Source organism: Streptomyces katrae (assembly GCF_002028425.1).
GTDB classification, from domain to species: domain Bacteria; phylum Actinomycetota; class Actinomycetes; order Streptomycetales; family Streptomycetaceae; genus Streptomyces; species Streptomyces katrae_A.
In genome coordinates this window covers 6,824,984-6,842,163 of record NZ_CP020042.1, presented here as the reverse complement: position 1 = coordinate 6,842,163, position 17,180 = coordinate 6,824,984, and the positions used below count along the sequence as shown (strand labels likewise).

Sequence of the window (17,180 nt, the reverse complement as noted above, 5' to 3'; positions counted from 1 at the left end):
ATGCAGTGATCTTTCTCGGCGGGATGTTTGCGGCGCCGGCCGGAGGCATTTCGGCCGCGGACGCAAAAAGGCCCCTCCCGCCGCGGTGGTTGCGCGGAGGAAGGGGCCGAGGGGCGCCCGGAAGGGCCGTCCGTCAGGTGCGGTACGCGTAGTACACGGCGTTCGGGTAGGACGCCAGGATGCTCGCGAGCGACTTCCGGTAGGTGTTGGTGGAGTGGTACGTCAGGTAAGGCATGCCGGCCTTGCTGCGGTACGTCACCATCATGGAGTGGTCCTTGGACCCGTCCCGGTTGAAGTCCGCCTGCAGGATGTCGCCGACGTCCAGCTGGTAGACGTTGGCCAGGTTGGCGGCCCGCTGGTTGGACAGCGTGAACCAGGCCCATTCGTTGGCGCCGACCCACGAGTCGGACTGGCGGGTGCCGTCGTACCACCAGTTGCGGTAGTCCGTGGAGGTGCCCGGTACCGGCTTCCATCCGCCCGCCTTCAGCGCCTGGCTGATGAAGTTGGTGCAGTCGCCGCCGTTGCCGCTGAACTTGCGGTACGCCGGGTTGTAGTTGCTCCAGTACTTCTCGGCGTACTGCGCCATGGCCGCGTAGTCGTACGCTCCGCCGGTCAGCGTCTTGGGCTTGGCCGTCGCCGGGTACTTGGTGGACGCGGGCGTGCCGTCCGGGTACTGGTTGCCGTCGTCCGTGACGACGGCCGCCTTGGCGGCGACGGGCTCGTTGACCGCGACGGGGCCGTCCTCCTGGGACTTGATCGTCTGGAGCTCCCAGTCACCGCCCTTCTTGCCGGTGAGGCTGAGCTCGTAGCGCGTCTTGAAGTCGGTGGTGGAGGGTTCGTCCCCCTGCACCTTCTTGTAGGTGAGCGTGGTCTGCTCGGTGACCTGGACGGTCGCCTTGCCCCCGGTCACCGTGGCGCGGTCGACGGTCACCTTCGTGTCGGCGCCGCTGTAGACCTCGCCCAGCTGGGCCAGCCGCGTCTTGCGGTCGCGCAGCGACTGGATCGCCGCGTCCTGTTCCTTCTTCAGCCCGTCCGACATGCGGGCCTTCTTCTTGCCCCCCTGGCCGTGGCCGTGGCGCACGGTCTGGCCGTCGACCAGTGCCTGGGTGCGCTGCGAGAGCACGTCGTCCGCGAGGCGCCCGAAGGCATCGGTGGTGGCCTGGTCGGCCGCTACGGGGCCGGAGACGGCGTTCGCCGAGTAGGCGAAGAACCCCCCGGACGCCAGGGCCACGGTCAGGGCCGCGATGGCGGCGGGCCTGAACCTCTTAGGTATCACTGTTTTCCCCTTGTCACCCGGTCCACACGGACCGGGAGGACGGAATTTTCGCACAACTAGCCGAGCGATTCTCCGCGTTCCGGTTTGTCACCGGATGCCCTGTAGGAGCCGCCCGCGGGCGCAGCCGTCCGACTCCGCTTCTGCATGCGGAGGGGCCCCCGGCGGCGGGGGGCGCCGGCCGTGGACCCCTGGAACGGCTCACAGCAAATGCATCTAGGGTGTCCGGGAAAGCACGGAAGAGGGAGCATCCGCAGTGGCCAGGCACGATACGGGCGGAAGGGGCCGGTCTCGGGGCAGACGCGCGTCCTCGGACGCCGGCACGGCGGCCTCCCCGGGCCGCAGGAGCGGGCCGGGGGCGCGCCGTCGCCCCCGCGCGGGGGCGGGCCGGCTGCGGGCGCTCGCGCCGGTTCTGGAGCGGGTGCTCGGTCCCGCCGCCGCCCGGGTGCGCCCGCTGCTGCGGCGGATGCGGCCGGCGTACCCGAGGCCCGGGCGCAGCGGCTGGCGCCGCTGGATACCCTCCTGGCGCCAGTGGCTGGGCGCCTTCCTGTACCTGTTCACGGGTCTCGTCGCCTTCGTCGGCATCGCGTACGCCACCACGGACATACCGGACGACCTCAACTCCTTCGCCACACAACAGGACAACGTCTACTACTGGGCCGACGGCTCCACCATGGCCCGGACCGGCTGGGTCAGCCGGCAGGAGATGCCCCTGGACAAGGTGCCCCCCAAGGTCCAGGGGGCCGTGCTCGCGGCCGAGAACGCCAGCTTCTACACCGACCCCGGGGTCTCCCCCTCCGGGGTCATGCGCGCCGTGCGCGCCGCGCTCACCGGCGGCGAGACCCAGGGCGGGTCCACCATCACCCAGCAGTACGTGAAGAACGCCTACCTGAACCAGGACCGCACCCTCTCGCGGAAGTTCACCGAGATCCTGCTGGCCCTGAAGCTGGACAACCAGACCGGCAAGAAGCAGATCCTGCAGGACTACCTCAACACCAGCTGGTTCGGCCGCGGCACCTACGGCATCCAGCGCGCCTCCCAGGCCTACTACGGCAAGGACGTCTCGAAGCTCAACGCCAGCGAGGGCGCCTTCCTCGCCTCCCTCCTCAAGGGCGCCGGCCTGTACGACCCCACGCTCGGCCCGGAGAACCACAAGCGGGCGGTGGAGCGCTGGAGCTGGATCCTGGACCGCATGGTCGAGACGGGGGCGCTCACGCCCGCGGAGCGGGCGACGTACAAGACGTTCCCGGAGCCCACGGGCCCGGGCACGGCCGGCACGCCCGGTGCGCAGAACGGCTACCTGGTGGAACTGGCCAAGGCCTACGCGATCAAGGCGGGGCACATCAAGGACTCCGACTTCGACCTCGGCGGCTACCAGATCTACACGACCTTCGACCGGTCGCGGATGGCGGCGCTGACCGACGCCGTGCAGAAGGCGCAGCAGGACTTCGACGCGGAGAAGCGGCCCGGGACCGACGCGCACGCGAAGATCGGAGCGGCGAGCGTGGCCGCGGACGGCAGGCTGCTCGCGGTCTACGGCGGGCCCGACTACCTCAAGCAGGGGTTCAACCAGGCGAACTCGACGACGATCCCGGTCGGGACGGCGTTCACGCCGCTGGTGTACGCGGCGGCGCTGGAGGAGGGGGTGGTGCGCACCCGCGGCAAGGACCGCACGCCCGTCTCCCCCTCCACGGTGTACGACGGCAACGACCAGGTGACCGTGCAGACGCCGGAGGGGCCGTACTGGGACCGCAGCGGCAAGGTGGTCAAGGGCCACAACGACGGGAACAAGAGCTGGGGGCAGGTGACCCTCCAGCAGGCCGTGGCGAACTCGGTGAACACCCCGATGCTCCAGCTCGGGCTCGACGTGGGGCTGGACCGGGTGGAGTCGTTCGCGGAGCGCGCCGGTCTGCTGCCGTCGAGCCTCGGGACGCGGATCCCGACGTTCTCGCTCGGGGAGAACTCCAAGCCCAGCGCGATCCGCATGGCCGGCGCCTACGCGACCTTCGCGGCCGACGGCATGCACACCGACCCGTACTCGGTGCGCTCGGCCACCCGCAACGGGGCGGCGGTGCCCCTGGAGGCGCCGAAGCCGGTCCGGGCGATGTCGGCGAAGACGGCCCGGTCGGTGACGGAGGCCCTGCGCAGCTCGGTCACCGAGGGGGCGGCGAAGGCGGCGGCCAAGGCGCAGCCGGGTGCCGCCGGCAAGACGGGGACGACCGCCGCGAACACGGCGGGCTGGTTCGTGGCGAACACCGCGCAGGAGTCCACGGCGGTGGTCGTCTACCGGATGGCGCTGACGGACCTGATCGCGCTGCCGCTGACGGGGCTGGCCGGGGACGCGCCGGGCACGCCGGGCAGCGACCGGGCGGTGCGGCTGTGGACGGACTACATCAAGGCGGTCAAGTAGACCGCGGCGGGGCCGGGGCCGGGAACGGCCCCGGCGGGCCTACTTGACCAGCGTGTTCCAGTCGGGCGCCTGCGCGGGATCGAGCATGCGCAGCTGGGCCAGGACCTTGGGGTCCTGGGCGTCGAGCCAGTCCGACAGCTCCTTGAAGGACACGCAGCGCACGTCCTGGCGCGGGCAGACGTCCCGCATCACGTCCTCGACGGCCTGCATGTAGATGCCGCCGTTCCAGTCCTCGAAGTGGTTTCCGATGAACATGGGGGCCCGGCTGCCGTTGTAGACGCGGTTGAAGCCGTTCAGGTACGAGGAGCGGGTCTGCGCTTCCCAGCCCCGGTACTTCGCCGGGTCGCCCTTGGTGCTGTCGCCGGACTGGTTGTAGAGGAAGTTGAAGTCCATGGAGAGGACCTGCAGCTCCTTGCCCTGGAGGGGGACGAGCTGGAGGGGGAAGTTCCAGATGCCGCTCTGCTTGGACGGCCACAGCTGGAAGTCGCCGGAAGAGCTCGCGTCGTAGCGCCAGCCGTACGGCTTGATCGCCGTCAGCAGGTTCTTCTGGCCCTCCAGGCAGGGTGCGCGGCCGCCGACGACCTCGCGGTCCGGGTCGAACGGCAGGGGGGCCTCATTGGTGAAGCCGGTGTTGGTCTTCCAGTTCTTGACGAACGCGTACGTCTGGTCGATCTCGCTCTTCCACTCCTCGGGGCTCCAGTCCCCGCCGCCCTTGGGGCCGCAGAAGTGCCCGTTGAAGTGGGATCCGATCTCGTCGCCGTCGGCCCAGGCGCCGCGCAGCTGCGCGAGGGTGGACTTCACGTGCGGCACGGTCGGGTAGGAGATGGCGGATGAGCCCTGCGGGTGCTGCGGGGGGCGGTAGAGCATCTTCTTCGAGTCGGGCAGGAGGTAGATGCCCGTGAGGAAGAACGTCATGTGGGCGTTGCTCTCCTTGGCCACCTGACGGAAGTGCGAGAAGAGGTGGTCGTCGCCCTCCAGGGCGCCGTCCCAGGAGAAGACCACGAACTGCGGCGGCTTCTCGCCGGGCTTGAGCTTCTCCGGCTTGAGCTGTCCCGGCTGGGGCCCGGTGTAGGAGGTGGAGCCGTCGCCCAGCACCTTGACCTTGCCGTCCCAGGGCTGCTCGGCGCCCTTCGCCGCGGCGGCCGCCTCGGCGGCGCTCTCCGCTGCGGCGAGCTTGGCCTCGCCCTGGGCGGGGGCGCCGCCGAGGGTGAACGCGTACGCCGTGGCGGCCGCCCCGCCGAGGGCGAGGACGGCCACGGCTATGCCCAGGCGCTTGCGGCTGCGTGCCTTGCGCTGGAGCTTGCGCGCGCTCCGGGACCCCGTCCGGGTGCCCGGAACGGTGTCGGTGTCCGCCATGCCTGTCGTCCCCCCTGATCACCGCAGCCGGGCCGCCGCGCGTGGATGGTTCGTACGAATATAGAACTTGTCGGCACTCTTCCCGCACGCCGGACCCCCCTGGCCCGTCGCTTCACAGCCATCTCACAGTGCGTCCGCCGGGTCCGGGGCGCCCGCATCCTGTCCTTCCCGCAACGTTCTCCTCCAGTCCGGCCGCGGGCACGGGTCCGGGGGCTCCGGGAGCGGGCGCCGCCGTGCCCGCCGGGGGCGTGCGCCGCCCGCGCCCGGGCCGGCGGGTCCGCGTTCACCGCGGCCCGCTCCGGGTAGGCGCCCGCCGTGAGCTACGTGACTTCGGGCCAGGAGTTCTCCCGCGACGACCGGTACCTGACCACGCGGATCACCGCGGACGGCCGGGACGGCTTCCCCGTGGAGCCCGGACGGTACCGCCTCGTGGTCAGCCGGGCCTGTCCGTGGGCGAACCGGGCGATCATCGTCCGGCGGCTCCTGGGGCTGGAGGAGGCCCTGCCCATGGCCGTGGCCGGGCCGGTCCACGACGAGCGCAGCTGGAGCTTCGACCTGGACCCGGGCGGCCGCGATCCGGTGCTCGGCATCGAGCGGCTCCAGGAGGCCTACCTCGCCCGTGACCCCGGCTACGACCGGGGGATCACGGTGCCGGCGATCGTGGACGTCCCGACCGGGCGGGTGGTGACCAACGACTTCCCGCAGATCACCCTCGACCTGTCGCTCCAGTGGGCGGCCCACCACCGCGCGGGCGCCCCGGCGCTCTACCCGTGGGAGCTGCGCCCGCAGATCGACACGGTGAACGAGGTGGTGTACCGGGACGTGAACAACGGTGTCTACCGGGCGGGGTTCGCCGGCTCCCAGGAGGCGTACGAGCGGGCGTACCGGCAGCTGTTCGACCGGCTCGACTGGCTCTCCGAGCGCCTGGAGCACTCCCGCTACCTGGTCGGGGACACGATCACGGAGGCCGACGTCCGGCTCTTCACCACCCTCGTGCGCTTCGATGCCGTCTACCACGGCCACTTCAAGTGCAACCGGCGGAAGCTGAGCGAGATGCCGGTCCTGTGGGACTACGCGCGGGACCTGTTCCAGACGCCCGGCTTCGGCGACACGATCGACTTCGACCACATCAAACGGCACTACTACCTGGTGCACACGGACATCAACCCGACCGGCATCGTGCCGGCCGGCCCCGACGCCCGGGGCTGGCTCGCCCCGCACGGCCGGGCCGCCCTCGGCGGCCGCCCCTTCGGCGACGGCACGGCCCCCGGCCCGGTGCCGCCCGGGGAGGCCGTACCGCCGGGCCACAATCCGCTGTACTGAGGCTCCGTTCACCTTTTGGGGCGGCCGGAGCCGGTTTGCCGCCCGGCGGGGTGGGCAGCCGCGTCCCTGCGGGCGACGCAAACCCGGGACGGAGGACCGAGATGTCGACAAGCACACTCATAGCCGTTGTGGTGGTCGCCGTGGTCGTGGTGCTCGCCATCACCGTGACCCTCGGGCTGCTCGCGCGACGGCGTCATCTGCGCCACCGTTTCGGACCGGAGTACGAGCGCGCGGTCGAGGAGAAGGGCGGCGTCCTCGCCGCCGAGCGCGACCTGCACGCCCGCGAGGTCCGGCACGACAAGCTCGACATCCGGGAGCTGCCGCCCGAGCGGCGGCGCCAGTTCGCCGACCGGTGGAGCGAGGTCCAGGAGCACTTCGTGGACCAGCCTGCGGGCGCGGTCGACGAGGCCGACGACCTGGTGGCGAAGCTGATGCGGGAGCGCGGCTACCCCACCGACGGGTACCAGGGTGCCGTCCGTGACCTGTCGGTCGACCACGGCCGGACGCTGGAGCACTACCGGGCCGCGCACGAGGTCAGGTCGCGCAGCGCGGACGGCCGGGCGACCACGGAGGAACTCCGCGCGGCGATGGTGCACTACCGCGCCCTGTTCGACGAACTGCTGACGGACCAGAGGAGCCGGTGACATGGGCACCCACGACGACATACGGGGCGGAGCCCCCCTGACCACGGAGGACCTGGCGGGACCCGGCGCGGCCGGCGAACCGGACGCGGCCCCCCCGGCCTACCCGGGCGAGGCGACCGGTGAGTCCCTGTCCGGGGAGTCCCTGTCCGGCGGATCCGCCGCCGACCGGGACGAGGACGACGAAGAGGTCCTGACGGACCGCACGGACGACGAGCCGGAGGACCGGCCGGCGGAGGGGTCCGGGGACGGAGTGGCCGCCGGAGCCGGAGCGGCCGGGAACGGTGACGGGCAGCCCCTGCTCGACACCGCCGACGCGGAGCGCTACCGGACGGCCTGGAGCGAGATCCAGGGACGCTTCGTCGACGACCCGCGCGAGGCGGTCACCTCGGCGGACACCCTGGTGGCCGAGGTGATGCAGAGCCTCGCCGGCACCTTCGCCTCGCACAAGCAGGACCTGGAGGGGCAGTGGCAGCGCGGTGACGACGTGGCGACGGAGGACCTGCGCCAGGCCCTCCAGCACTACCGCTCGTTCTTCAACCGCCTGCTCAACGCCTGAACGTTCATCCCGCCTCCGAGGTGCCGCCGGCCCGCGCCGGCGGCACCTGCGCACGCCTACACCCCGGGGATCTGCCGGGCCCGGAAGGCCGCGCGCACGGCGGCCGCCGCGTCCGCCCCGTACATGCGCTGCGCGGTGGCGACGGTCGTCAGTGCCGCGTCCTGGAAGCTCGTGTCCGGGCGGAAGCCGAACTGGGCGTCGACGATGATCCGGCCGGCCGTCCGCGCGCCGAGCGCCTGCCGAATATCAAACAGGGCCCGGGACCAGATCTCCCCGTCCGCGTGGACCTCGCCGACGCGGTCGGCGTAGACCTTGTTCCCGTCCACGCGCCGCAGGCAGTGCGGGGCCGCGCTGTACTCCACCGAGTCCCAGTCGCCCACGCAGGCCAGGTCGGTCTTGCGCGGCCAGCCGTACTGCTCGTCCGCGTACGCGCCGACGGAGACGGCCAGGAAGTCGCCGAAGGCCTCGCCGATCGCACCGGCCTCCGGCGAGGTGCCGAAGCCGGGCACCTGGGCGTTGTGCACGGCGTGCCCGTACTCGTGGACGATGACCTCCGCGTCCTCGGCGTCGTCCACGCCGCCCTTGCCGAAGCGGATCTCGGCCTTCTTGTCGGAGAAGAAGGAGTTGTCGGCGCCCCACTGGTTGATCCGCACGGGCTGCACGCGGTCGTTGGCGCCGGGCAGTTCGCTGCCGAATCCCAGGCTCTGCAGGTACTCCTGCGCCTGGTTGACCCAGAAGTACGCCATGACCTGCTCGAACCCGTCGTCCTTGCGGCTGAAGGAGGCGGCGTCCGCCACACGGACCGGGGCACCGGTCTCCGACCGTACGGCCGCCCACTTGCCCGAGAGGGTGTCGCCGGCGTCGAGGTTGCGCAGCGCGGCGAGGGTGTAGGCGGAGGCGGGGACGGCCGCGTTGCCGTCCTTGCCGTCGGTCAGCGTCTGGTCGCCGGAGGACTGGACGGGGTTGACCATGAAGATCCGCGCCTGGGGCGGTGGGGAGCCGGCCGCGGCGGTGCCGGCGGACTGGGCGGAGACCGGGCCGGCGAGGGTGAGCGTGGCCACGGTGGCGGTGGCCACGGCGACGAGGCCGCGGGATATGCGGCGAGCCATACAGATCCTCCTGGGACGGGGGTGGGGAGGTACGTGCGTGGTGCGGCCGTGATCCTTGCGCACGCGGCCCCCTTTTGACCAGGCTCCGGACACGTGGCGGGGCGGTCCGCCGGAAATCGTCCGGTACGGCACGGCCGGGCCGGGGGCAGGACCGGGCCGGGCCCTCAGCTCCGTTGCGGGGACGGGGAGTCGGGGCCCGCCGTCCTCCCGGCGCCCGGCTCCGGGCCGGCGGAGGGGCGGTGCGAGGATGAACGCGCCATGACCCCGGGCCACTGGTTACGAGCCGCGCGGGCCGCGATGTTCGCGGCCGTCTGCGTGCTGCTCGCGGCGGCCGGGCACCTCCTGATGTCGGACCGTCCCGTCCCCTGGTGGGCGCCGGCGGCCGCGTTCGCGGGGACGGCGGCGGGGGCCTGGGGCCTCGCGGGCCGCGAGCGCGGGCCGCTGGCCGTCACCTCGGCGGCCCTGGCCGTCCAGGGCGCGCTGCACGGCGGGTTCAGCCTGGCGCAGCGGGTGGCTGCGTCCGGTACGGCTGCGGCGGGCGCGCACACGGCGGGCGCCGCGCGGGGCATGCCGGCCATGCAGATGCAGATGCCGTCGATGCCCATGCCGTCGGCGTCCATGCCGGCCATGTCCATGCCGGGCATGCCGGCCATGCCGGGCGGCGGGCACCCCATGGCGCACCTGTCCCCGGCGGACCCCTCCGCCGTCGGAATGCTCGCGGGGCACCTGCTGGCCGCCGTGCTATGCGCTCTGTGGCTCGCCTACGCGGAGCGGGGCGTCTTCCGCGTCCTGCGCGCGCTGGCGGCACGGCTGCGGACTCCCCTGCGCGTGCTGTTCGGCCCGTTCGCGCCGGCCCCTCACCACCCGCCGGTGCACGTCCTGCGGGCCCGCCGGGAGCACCCCCCGCGCCGGCTGCTCCTCGTCCGCTCCCTCACCTCACGGGGTCCGCCGAAGGGAACCGCTGTCTCCTGACAGCCGGCTCCCCCGGGCCCCCGGCGACGCCTCCACGCGTCGCGGCCCGGGCCCCGGCCATGCCCTGCGGCAGGCCGGACACCCTTCACCGGTGCCGACGCACGGCGCCGGATCACCCGTGCCCTCGAAGGAACTTGTGGCGATGACCCCTGCCCCGCACACCCCGGGCTCCGATGCCCGCACCACCCGGCTGGCCCTGGAAGCACGCGACGGCGACCCGGCCAAGACCGACCGCCTCGTCCGCGCGCTCCACCGCGACGTGTGGCATTACGTGGCCCACCTCAGCGGCGACCCGCAGGCCGCCGACGACCTCACCCAGGAGGTGTTCCTGCGCGCCCTGGCCGCCCTCCCGCGCTTCGAGGGCCGCTCCTCGGCGCGGACCTGGCTGCTGTCCATCGCCCGCCGGACCGTGGCGGACGGCTTCCGCCGCGCCGCCGCCCGTCCCCGGCTCGCGGACCGGCAGGACTGGCAGGCGGCCGCCGAGCGGAGCCAGCCGTCCGGGCTGCCGGGCTTCGAGGACGGGATCGCGCTGGCGGACCTGCTGGCCGTGATACCGGCCGAGCGCCGGGAGGCCTTCCTCCTCACCCAGGTCTACGGCCTCGGCTACGCCGAGGCGGCGGCCGCGGTCGGCTGCCCCATCGGCACCGTGCGCTCCCGGGTCGCCCGCGCCCGGCTGGCACTGGCGGCCCTCCTCTCGGAGCCGCACCGCACCCCGGCCGTCTCCACAGGAGCCAGGTGAACGGCGAGGTGCGGTGCCGGGCGGCGCGGGCCAGGCGAGATCCGGAAGAGACGGCATGGGGCCCGGCCCCGGGGGAGGTGAGGGGGGCCGGGCGGGACCGCGGGGGTCGTGGACCGGGGGGAAGAACACGACGCGCCCCGCGGTCCCGTTGCGCGTCTGCCCCGCCCGCGCGGCGTGAACCCCCCGGGGCCCCGGTCCCCTGCTGCCGTCTGGTCAGCCCATGACGTGGCAGGTGCCGCCGCGGACCATGTCGAGGTGCATGGCGACCACCGGGCGCGCGTCCTTCGCCGCGGCCACCACCTGGGCGTTGTCACCACGCGCGATCTCGTCGTCGATGGTCTTGAGGGTGGCCTGGTGGGCGTCGGCCTGGGCCTTCAGCCACGCCGTGTCGTAGCCGGGGGTCCCGGCCTTGCCCTGGATCTGCTTGAGCTGCGCCTGCTGGGCTTCGGTGGGCTTGTCGGGGAGGGAGATGTCCAGCTTCTGCGCGAGCGCCCTGAGGTCGGTGTCCAGCTTGGTGTGGTCCTTGACCAGCGTGCGGCCCACGTCCTTGACGCAGGTGTCCTGTGCGTTCATCCGTGTGTCCGTACCGGCGGCGATCTCGGCCAGGTTGCCCTGGTGGACGGTCACGACGAAGTTCTGGTCGTCGTTCCCCGCCTGTCCGGCCGCGAGGGCCGCGGGGGTGAAGGTGCCCATGGCGACGGCGGCGACGGCCGCCGCGATGACGGAGCGTGAGGGGCGCATAGCGGACTCCTGGAAGGGAAGCGGCCGGCGCCCGGCTGGCGTCCGGCCGGTCTGCCCGGCGTCTACCCGGGCCCGCCCGCCCAAACGGTCGCGCCCCGGGCCAGGCCCTGGAGGCGTCAGGGGCCCAGGGCCCCGCTCCGGGCGGGGTCCCGGGCACCCGGCCTTCACCCTTTCGCACGGCATGGGCCCGCGGATCCGGGGAAGAAGCCCGCATCCGAGAGTCGGAGAGGAGGTCGCCATGCCCGCGAAGGGAAGCAGCCGCGCGGACGGGAACGCCCGCCGGGCCGCCGCGGAAGCGGGTGGTCCATGGCAGGACTTCGACGAGGTCATGGAGCGGATGCTCGACCTGTTCGGCAGCGGTCGCCCCGCCGGGGGCGGGAGCGACGGTGAGAGCCCGCCCGAGAGGAGCCGACGTCCATGAGCGCCAGCGAAGCCCGGGGGGACGAGGTGTACCAGCCGCCACCGGAAGGAGAGCCCGGTGAGGCTCAGCCGGACATGGAGAACGCCCTCGGCGAGCCGGACCTGGACCAGACCCTGGACACCGGCTACTCCCCGCCCGACCGGCCCCTCGCGGCCACCGGGTACGGAACCACCGCCGGGGAGCAGCGTGCCGGGGAGACGCTCGACCAGCGGCTCGCACAGGAGGAGCCGGAGGCCGGGTACGCCGGCACGGACCTCGGTTCGCAGGCCGCTCCGGGGGACGACCTGGACGGGGACGGACGCAGCCGGGGCGGCGGGGACATGACCGGCGATCCGTACGGCGACGAGTCGACGGCGGGCCGGGAACGGGCCGGCCGGATGGCCCCGGCCGAGGAGGGGCCGCCGGTGCGGCACCTGTCCGTACTGGCCCGCGACACCGGCATCGACGGCGGGGCGGCTTCCGCCGAGGAGGCGGCCGTGCACGTGGTCGAGGAGGAGCCGTGGGAGGAGTCGGAGGAGGAGCCGTAGGCGGTGCGCCGGAGGGCGCACCGTGCAGGTGCGGGCCGGCGGGGGCGGGTGGTCCCCGACGGCACCGGCGGCGCCTCCACCCGCCCCCGCCCTGAGCCCCCGTCCCCGGTCAGGCGGGGAAGCGCTCCCACACCCGCTGCTTCTCCGGAGCCCCGGCCAGCGCGTACAGCACGGACTCGGGCTAGCGGGACGGCGACAGGGCGGGGAGGACCTTGGTGCGGAAGTTCTCGAAGAACGGCGCCTGGCCGGGGCCGATCTGGCCGATGTAGACCTCGTCGAAGCCGGCGTCCACGTACGCGCGGACGGCTTCGATGTGGGTCTCGGGATCGTCGCCGCAGGGCACGGCCTCGGCGACCTGTTCCCGGGTGACCAGCTCGCTCGCCTGCTCGAAGTGGGCGGGGGTGGGCAGGATCTGGGCCAGTTCGCCCGGGAGCAGTTCGCTGGGCCAGAGGCGGTGTACGGTGTCCACGGCCCGGTCCCGGTCCTCGTCCCAGCAGACCTTCAGCCCGCCGGCGACCGGCTTCCCGGCGCCGCCGGCCTCCCGGAAGGCGCCGACGAGCTCCTGGTCCGGGCTCATCAGGACGTACCCGTCCCCGATCCGCCCGGCGAGCTCGGCGGCGTTCGGTCGGAAACCGGAGACGAAGACCGGCGGCGGGGCGTCGGGCACGGTGTACAGGCGGGCGTTCTCGACGGTGTAGTGCGCGCCGCGATGGCTGACGAGCTCGCCGGTGAAGAGCTTGCGCATGACCTCGACGGCCTCCTCCAGCATGGCGGCCCTGTCGGCGAACGGGGGCCAGCGGTCGCCGTGGACGTGTTCGTTGAGGGCCTCGCCGGTGCCGACGCCGAGGGTGAAGCGGCCGTCCAGGAGCACGCTGGAGGTGGCCGCGGCCTGGGCGGTGACGGCCGGGTGCATGCGGACGGTGGGACAGGTGACCAGGGTGGTGACGGGCAGGTCGACGATCTGCGACAGTGCGCCGATCATCGACCAGACCAGGGGGCTGTTGCCCTGGGCGTCGTTCCACGGGTGGAAATGGTCGGAGATCGCCAGCCGGGTGAATCCGGCTTCCTCGGCCCGGCGGGCCTGGTCGAGCAGTTGCGCGGGGGTGAACTCCTCGCACGCCAGGAAGTAGCCGAACTCGGTCATGGACAGCACCTTTCGCGGGGGCGGGCGGCCATGGGCGGCGGCCATGGCCGCGGGCTGCTCCGTGAGCACCCGGTGCCGCGTCTGCCCGGGCTCGGCCGCCGGACACCCCCGGGCGCGCCGCCGGTCCGGGGAAGCCGGCCGGGGACAGCCCTCAGTCGTTCTCGCGGAAGTCCGTGGCGTGGCCGATCACAGCGCGGGCGACCTCGGTCGCGGTGCCTCCCTCGCGGAAGGCCCGGGCGTGCAGCAGCGCGAGCGCCTCGTCGGCTCCCAGCTTCAGCTGGGACATGATCATTCCGGCTGCCTGGTAGACCTCGGTCCGGTGGTTCTCGGCGTCATGCAGCCAGGCCGCGACCCCCTCGACGGGGGCGGGGCCGTGGCCGAAGGCGGCCAGCAGTACGGTGACGGCGTCCGCGGCGAGCATGGCCACGCGCAGGTCCGACGCCCTGCACATACCGGGGCTGTCGCGGTAGAGGTCCATGGTGCCGAGCACCACCGTGGGGGTGCCCAGCGGCAGCGAGAACACGGCCCGGGCCCCGGCCTCGACGGCCCGGGGGGCGAACAGCGGCCACCGGCGCGCGTCCGAGCCGCCGGCCAGGTCGGGGGCCAGTACGGGGGCGAAGACCTCCAGGGCCCGCACGGCCGGACCCTCTTGCAGGGTGGACTGGAGCTCCACGAGCCGGCCCGCGGTCGCGTCGCTCGCGCAGAACGGGACGGCACCGCCGCCCCCTTCGCCCCTCGTGCTCACCGCCAGCCCGCTCACGGGCAGCAGGACCAGGACGGCGTCGCAGAGCCGGGAGGGCAGGAGCTCGGAGGGGACGCCGTCCAGGGCGTGCAGCAGCTCGCGCACGACGTCGCCGGGCCCGTCGGCGGGGGCGCGCTGCCCCGGGTCCCCGCGGGCTCGGGGATCGTGCTCTTCCGACCGGTCCAGGGGCACGGTACTCACCTCCCAGCCGCCCGGTCCCTCCGGCCTGTCGCTCCTCACCGCCCGGCGGCGCCGCGGGTCTCTTGTGACTCCGGCAGCCCGGCGGGCGCCCGCTCCGGTCCGGCGGCGGGCAGCGGACCCGCGGCGAGGAGCTCGAGGAGGCCGGTGATCTCGTGCCCCGCTTCGGCGGGGTGGCGGAACCGGCCGCCGGGCACGATGGCGTACCGGTTGCGCCGCCCGTCGGCGGCGCGGTCCCGCAGCAGGTAGCCGTCGTGCTCCAGGTCGGCGACGATCGCCTGCACGGTCCGTTCGGTGAGACCGCAGCTCGCCGCCACGTCCCGCAGCCGGACCCCGGGGTCCCGGGAGATCGCCAGGAGGACGCGGGCGTGGCTGGTGAGGAAGGTCCACCGGGGGCGACGCGCGATAGCCGGTTCCATATACACCACTATGCCGCATATTGGGGGTCATGGATCACATGTATTGGATTTCCGGTAAACCTTGACGTATGCGAGGAATCCGTTGAAAATCCGATCAGAGCATCATTTCGGGCCTTCGGGAGATTGCCATGACCGCCTCCGCTGTCCCCGAGATCCCCCGCGAAGGGCGCGCCCGCCGCGACGGACCGATGAACGTCACCGTCCGGCGCGAGGGCCCGGACGCCGCCGCCGTCCGGATCACCGGCGAGATCGACACCGACCGGGCCGACGAACTCCGGCGGACGCTGCTGGCCGCCCTCGATGCCTGCCCGGCCGGGATCAGCCTCGACATCGCCCGGGCGAACTTCCGTGACTGCTCCGGACTGAACGCGCTCCTGGAGGTGGAGCGCGAGGCCGCGGCCCGGCACCGGCCGCTGACCGTCACCGCCGCCCCGCCCGCCGTCCGGCGCCTCCTGGAGGTGGCCGGGCCGGCGGTCCCCGCCACCGACGGGCAGGTCCCCGGGACCGCGCCACGGGGAACGGCGCCGCCGGGACGGGACGGCGCGCGCGGCTTCGAGGTGAGCCGGGCGCGGCTGGAGGCGCCGGACGCCGACGACGGCCACTGGGTGGTCTTCCTGGAGGGCTCCGTGGAGCCGCACGACCGCTCGGCCCTGCGGCACGCCCTGGCCGGCGCCGATCCGGGCACACCGGCGTACGTGGTCGAGCTCGGGGGCCTGCGGCTGATGACTCCGGCCGCCGGCGCCGTGCTGACCGAGCTCGGACGCACCCTGTCCGCGCGCGGCCGGCGCCTGCTGCTCGTGGGCCCCCACCGGCTGAGCGACCCGGTCGAACAGCTCAGCCGCACGTCGGGCTTCGTGGAGTTCCACGCCCGCCTGGACCGCGCCCTGGCCTCCGCCTGCTCGGTCGGCCCCGGCCACCGCGGAGCGGGCCAGCCCGGGCTGGAGGACGGCCGGGCCGACGAACGGCCCGCCTGACGCGGGGCCACCCGGCGCCGGTCAGGCCGGGTGGCCGGCCTCCAGGTCCCGTACGTCCCCGAACCGCAGCGGGTGGGCGGGGCCCGGCGCGGGCTGCTCGTCCTCGACCGGCGCGAGCAGGAAGCCCTCGTGGTCGCCCCCTGCGACGACGGCCTCGATCCGGCCGGTGAACCAGGCCGCAACGCCCGTCAGCACGGGGCTGCCCTCGCGCCCGGGCCGCCAGCCGATGCCGGCGAACTTGTCCGTGCGGTCCCCGGTCCGGCCGCCGAAGAGGCGCGCCAGCGCCTTCTGCTCCCGGCGCAGTACGTGCACGGTGAGGTAGCGGGCGCGGCGCGCCACGCCGTAGGTGTGGTTCTCGACGGACAGCCACACCACGAACCGCGGCGGATCGATCGAGCACTGCGAGGCGAATCCGACCAGACAGCCCGCCCGCTGCCCGTCCGCGGCCGCCGTGACCACGTACATCGGGCCGTCCTGCGCGACGGCGAAGTCACCGAGGTCCGGTTCCGGCATGGCGGCTCTCCCTCAGGTTCTGCTGGCTCTCGGAGGTTCCTGCTCTCGCCCGCCCCTGCCCCGTCGCCCGGCGGCCATGCGCCGGCCGCTCCGCGCGCCCCGGCCGCGGCGGCGGGCCGTACGCCCACGGACCCGTACATGGCTCCCGGCGCCCCGGGTAGACGCGGCCCCATGGACACGCACCGTATGACACCTGGTCCCGGCCCGCTGCTCTCCGTGGTCGAGCGGATCGAGCAGGCCCCGCAGGCCGACGCCCTGATCGGCGGGCTCCGCAAGGCCGTCCGGGCCCTGCCGCTGGGCCCCGCACGCGACCTGCTCCACGGCCGCCAGCTGGGCCATCCGGCCCATCCCCTGCTCGTCCAGGTACCGATCGGCACCTGGCTGTCGGCCACCGTGCTGGACCTGCTCCCCGGGCGGCGCCGGCGCGGCGCCGCGCCCGTCCTGGTCGGGGTCGGGCTGGCCGCGGCCGCGCCGGCGGCCGCGGCGGGCTGGGCGGACTGGGCGGAGCTGCCGCCCGAACAGGCCCGCACGGGCCTCGTCCACGCCCTGGCCAACACCGCCGGGGTCGCCCTCTACGCGTCCTCCCTGTACGCCCGCACCCGCGGGCGGGACCTGCGCGGCCGGGCCCTGGCCCTGGCCGGGCTCGCAGTGGTGGGCGCGGGCGGCGCGCTCGGCGGCCACCTGGCCTTCCGGCAGGCGGCCGGCGCCAACCACGCCGAGCAGGTCGGGCACCGGGTCCGGGACGGCTGGCGCCACCTGGGGCCGGTGGCCGACTTCCCCGTGGGCCGGGCCGCCCTCGCGCGCGTCGACGGGGTGGACGTCCTCGTCGTCCGCGAGGAGGACGGCACCGTCCGCGCGCTCGCCGACCGCTGCTCCCACATGGGCGGCCCGCTGTCGGAAGGGGAGCTGGAGGACGGCTGCGTCCGCTGCCCCTGGCACGGCAGCCTGTTCCGGCTGGCGGACGGCTGGAACCTCGAAGGGCCGGCCACGGCCCCGCAGCCGGCCTTCGAGACCCGCGTCGTCGCGGGCCGCGTCGAGGCCCGGCTGATCCGGCGCCATCAGCCGCACCGCCGCGGCCGGGAGCCGGCGGCGGCCTGAACGAAGACGGAGACCCGCGCA

General features: G+C 73.9%; 18 protein-coding genes. 10 read left to right on the top strand and 8 right to left on the bottom strand.

Annotation, left to right across the window (positions count from 1 at the left end):
• Positions 1-133: 133 nt before the first annotated feature.
• Positions 134-1,276, bottom strand: a complete 1,143-nt coding sequence (locus tag B4U46_RS31000; RefSeq protein ID WP_079430924.1) for an amidase domain-containing protein — start codon at positions 1,274-1,276, stop codon at positions 134-136.
• A 463-nt stretch (positions 1,277-1,739) separates the two neighbouring features.
• On the opposite strand from B4U46_RS31000, the gene B4U46_RS30995 reads away from it, so the two are divergent.
• Positions 1,740-3,683, top strand: coding sequence for a transglycosylase domain-containing protein (locus B4U46_RS30995; protein ID WP_079432102.1), 1,944 nt, complete (start codon positions 1,740-1,742; stop codon positions 3,681-3,683).
• A 39-nt stretch (positions 3,684-3,722) separates the two neighbouring features.
• Here B4U46_RS30995 and B4U46_RS30990 read toward each other — a convergent pair whose 3' ends face one another.
• A complete protein-coding gene (locus B4U46_RS30990) occupies positions 3,723-5,039 on the bottom strand; it encodes a hypothetical protein (protein ID WP_237293187.1) in 1,317 nt (438 codons plus the stop codon).
• A 315-nt stretch (positions 5,040-5,354) separates the two neighbouring features.
• On the opposite strand from B4U46_RS30990, the gene B4U46_RS30985 reads away from it, so the two are divergent.
• The 3 genes from B4U46_RS30985 to B4U46_RS30975 all read left to right on the top strand — a co-directional run bounded on the left by B4U46_RS30985 (position 5,355) and on the right by B4U46_RS30975 (position 7,562).
• The gene (locus B4U46_RS30985) at positions 5,355-6,362 is read left to right on the top strand and encodes a glutathione S-transferase family protein (RefSeq protein ID WP_079430923.1); all 1,008 of its coding nucleotides are present in this window, start codon (positions 5,355-5,357) and stop codon (positions 6,360-6,362) included.
• 101 nt (positions 6,363-6,463) lie between these two features.
• Positions 6,464-7,006, top strand: coding sequence for a hypothetical protein (locus B4U46_RS30980; protein WP_079430922.1), 543 nt, complete (start codon positions 6,464-6,466; stop codon positions 7,004-7,006).
• A 1-nt stretch (position 7,007) separates the two neighbouring features.
• On the top strand, positions 7,008-7,562 hold the full coding sequence (locus B4U46_RS30975) for a hypothetical protein (protein WP_079430921.1): 555 nt from the start codon (positions 7,008-7,010) through the stop codon (positions 7,560-7,562).
• 56 nt (positions 7,563-7,618) lie between these two features.
• On the opposite strand, the gene B4U46_RS30970 is transcribed toward B4U46_RS30975, so the two are convergent.
• Complete coding sequence (locus B4U46_RS30970) at positions 7,619-8,671, bottom strand: M4 family metallopeptidase (protein ID WP_079430920.1); 1,053 nt, start codon at positions 8,669-8,671, stop codon at positions 7,619-7,621.
• Between the two features lie 258 nt (positions 8,672-8,929).
• On the opposite strand from B4U46_RS30970, the gene B4U46_RS36845 reads away from it, so the two are divergent.
• Positions 8,930-9,643 carry a hypothetical protein gene (locus tag B4U46_RS36845; protein ID WP_100862292.1) on the top strand — a complete coding sequence of 238 codons (714 nt, stop codon included), beginning with the start codon at positions 8,930-8,932 and terminating at the stop codon, positions 9,641-9,643.
• Positions 9,644-9,785: 142 nt separating this feature from the next.
• The gene (locus B4U46_RS30955) at positions 9,786-10,382 is read left to right on the top strand and encodes a sigma-70 family RNA polymerase sigma factor (RefSeq protein ID WP_079430917.1); all 597 of its coding nucleotides are present in this window, start codon (positions 9,786-9,788) and stop codon (positions 10,380-10,382) included.
• A 213-nt stretch (positions 10,383-10,595) separates the two neighbouring features.
• Here the strand turns inward: B4U46_RS30955 and B4U46_RS30950 are convergent, their stop codons facing one another.
• Positions 10,596-11,123: a DUF4142 domain-containing protein gene (locus B4U46_RS30950; protein WP_237293186.1), complete on the bottom strand. Its 528-nt coding sequence runs from the start codon at positions 11,121-11,123 to the stop codon at positions 10,596-10,598.
• Between the two features lie 238 nt (positions 11,124-11,361).
• Here B4U46_RS30950 and B4U46_RS30945 point away from each other — a divergent pair, with 238 nt between their 5' ends.
• Both B4U46_RS30945 and B4U46_RS30940 read left to right on the top strand, forming a co-directional pair.
• Positions 11,362-11,544 carry a hypothetical protein gene (locus B4U46_RS30945; RefSeq protein WP_079430916.1) on the top strand — a complete coding sequence of 61 codons (183 nt, stop codon included), beginning with the start codon at positions 11,362-11,364 and terminating at the stop codon, positions 11,542-11,544.
• Positions 11,541-12,071, top strand: a complete 531-nt coding sequence (locus B4U46_RS30940; protein WP_079430915.1) for a DUF5709 domain-containing protein — start codon at positions 11,541-11,543, stop codon at positions 12,069-12,071. Before B4U46_RS30945 ends, B4U46_RS30940 begins: the two co-directional genes overlap by 4 nt.
• Positions 12,072-12,252: 181 nt before the next feature.
• Here B4U46_RS30940 and B4U46_RS30935 read toward each other — a convergent pair whose 3' ends face one another.
• From B4U46_RS30935 to B4U46_RS30925, 3 genes are all read right to left on the bottom strand, one after another.
• Positions 12,253-13,215 carry a TIGR03557 family F420-dependent LLM class oxidoreductase gene (locus B4U46_RS30935; protein ID WP_079430914.1) on the bottom strand — a complete coding sequence of 321 codons (963 nt, stop codon included), beginning with the start codon at positions 13,213-13,215 and terminating at the stop codon, positions 12,253-12,255.
• 151 nt (positions 13,216-13,366) lie between these two features.
• The gene (locus tag B4U46_RS30930; RefSeq protein WP_123995201.1) at positions 13,367-14,149 is read right to left on the bottom strand and encodes an ANTAR domain-containing protein; all 783 of its coding nucleotides are present in this window, start codon (positions 14,147-14,149) and stop codon (positions 13,367-13,369) included.
• 44 nt (positions 14,150-14,193) lie between these two features.
• On the bottom strand, positions 14,194-14,574 hold the full coding sequence (locus B4U46_RS30925) for a helix-turn-helix transcriptional regulator (protein ID WP_079430913.1): 381 nt from the start codon (positions 14,572-14,574) through the stop codon (positions 14,194-14,196).
• 128 nt (positions 14,575-14,702) lie between these two features.
• Between B4U46_RS30925 and B4U46_RS30920 the strand changes: the two genes are divergently transcribed.
• Positions 14,703-15,548: an STAS domain-containing protein gene (locus B4U46_RS30920; protein ID WP_079430912.1), complete on the top strand. Its 846-nt coding sequence runs from the start codon at positions 14,703-14,705 to the stop codon at positions 15,546-15,548.
• Positions 15,549-15,569: 21 nt separating this feature from the next.
• Here the strand turns inward: B4U46_RS30920 and B4U46_RS30915 are convergent, their stop codons facing one another.
• Positions 15,570-16,061, bottom strand: coding sequence for a flavin reductase family protein (locus B4U46_RS30915; RefSeq protein ID WP_079430911.1), 492 nt, complete (start codon positions 16,059-16,061; stop codon positions 15,570-15,572).
• Positions 16,062-16,232: 171 nt separating this feature from the next.
• On the opposite strand from B4U46_RS30915, the gene B4U46_RS30910 reads away from it, so the two are divergent.
• Positions 16,233-17,159, top strand: coding sequence for a Rieske 2Fe-2S domain-containing protein (locus tag B4U46_RS30910; protein ID WP_079430910.1), 927 nt, complete (start codon positions 16,233-16,235; stop codon positions 17,157-17,159).
• Positions 17,160-17,180 lie beyond the last annotated feature (21 nt).

Coding starts and splice junctions, on each gene's coding strand:
- B4U46_RS30995 (WP_079432102.1), top strand. CDS start 1,740: ATGCGGCCGGCGTACCCGAGGCCCGGGCGCAGCGGCTGGCGCCGCTGG.
- B4U46_RS30990 (WP_237293187.1), bottom strand. CDS start 5,039: ATGGCGGACACCGACACCGTTCCGGGCACCCGGACGGGGTCCCGGAGC.
- B4U46_RS30980 (WP_079430922.1), top strand. CDS start 6,464: ATGTCGACAAGCACACTCATAGCCGTTGTGGTGGTCGCCGTGGTCGTG.
- B4U46_RS30975 (WP_079430921.1), top strand. CDS start 7,008: ATGGGCACCCACGACGACATACGGGGCGGAGCCCCCCTGACCACGGAG.
- B4U46_RS30970 (WP_079430920.1), bottom strand. CDS start 8,671: ATGGCTCGCCGCATATCCCGCGGCCTCGTCGCCGTGGCCACCGCCACC.
- B4U46_RS36845 (WP_100862292.1), top strand. CDS start 8,930: ATGACCCCGGGCCACTGGTTACGAGCCGCGCGGGCCGCGATGTTCGCG.
- B4U46_RS30955 (WP_079430917.1), top strand. CDS start 9,786: ATGACCCCTGCCCCGCACACCCCGGGCTCCGATGCCCGCACCACCCGG.
- B4U46_RS30950 (WP_237293186.1), bottom strand. CDS start 11,123: ATGCGCCCCTCACGCTCCGTCATCGCGGCGGCCGTCGCCGCCGTCGCC.
- B4U46_RS30945 (WP_079430916.1), top strand. CDS start 11,362: ATGCCCGCGAAGGGAAGCAGCCGCGCGGACGGGAACGCCCGCCGGGCC.
- B4U46_RS30940 (WP_079430915.1), top strand. CDS start 11,541: ATGAGCGCCAGCGAAGCCCGGGGGGACGAGGTGTACCAGCCGCCACCG.
- B4U46_RS30935 (WP_079430914.1), bottom strand. CDS start 13,215: ATGACCGAGTTCGGCTACTTCCTGGCGTGCGAGGAGTTCACCCCCGCG.
- B4U46_RS30925 (WP_079430913.1), bottom strand. CDS start 14,574: ATGGAACCGGCTATCGCGCGTCGCCCCCGGTGGACCTTCCTCACCAGC.
- B4U46_RS30920 (WP_079430912.1), top strand. CDS start 14,703: ATGACCGCCTCCGCTGTCCCCGAGATCCCCCGCGAAGGGCGCGCCCGC.
- B4U46_RS30915 (WP_079430911.1), bottom strand. CDS start 16,061: ATGCCGGAACCGGACCTCGGTGACTTCGCCGTCGCGCAGGACGGCCCG.
- B4U46_RS30910 (WP_079430910.1), top strand. CDS start 16,233: ATGGACACGCACCGTATGACACCTGGTCCCGGCCCGCTGCTCTCCGTG.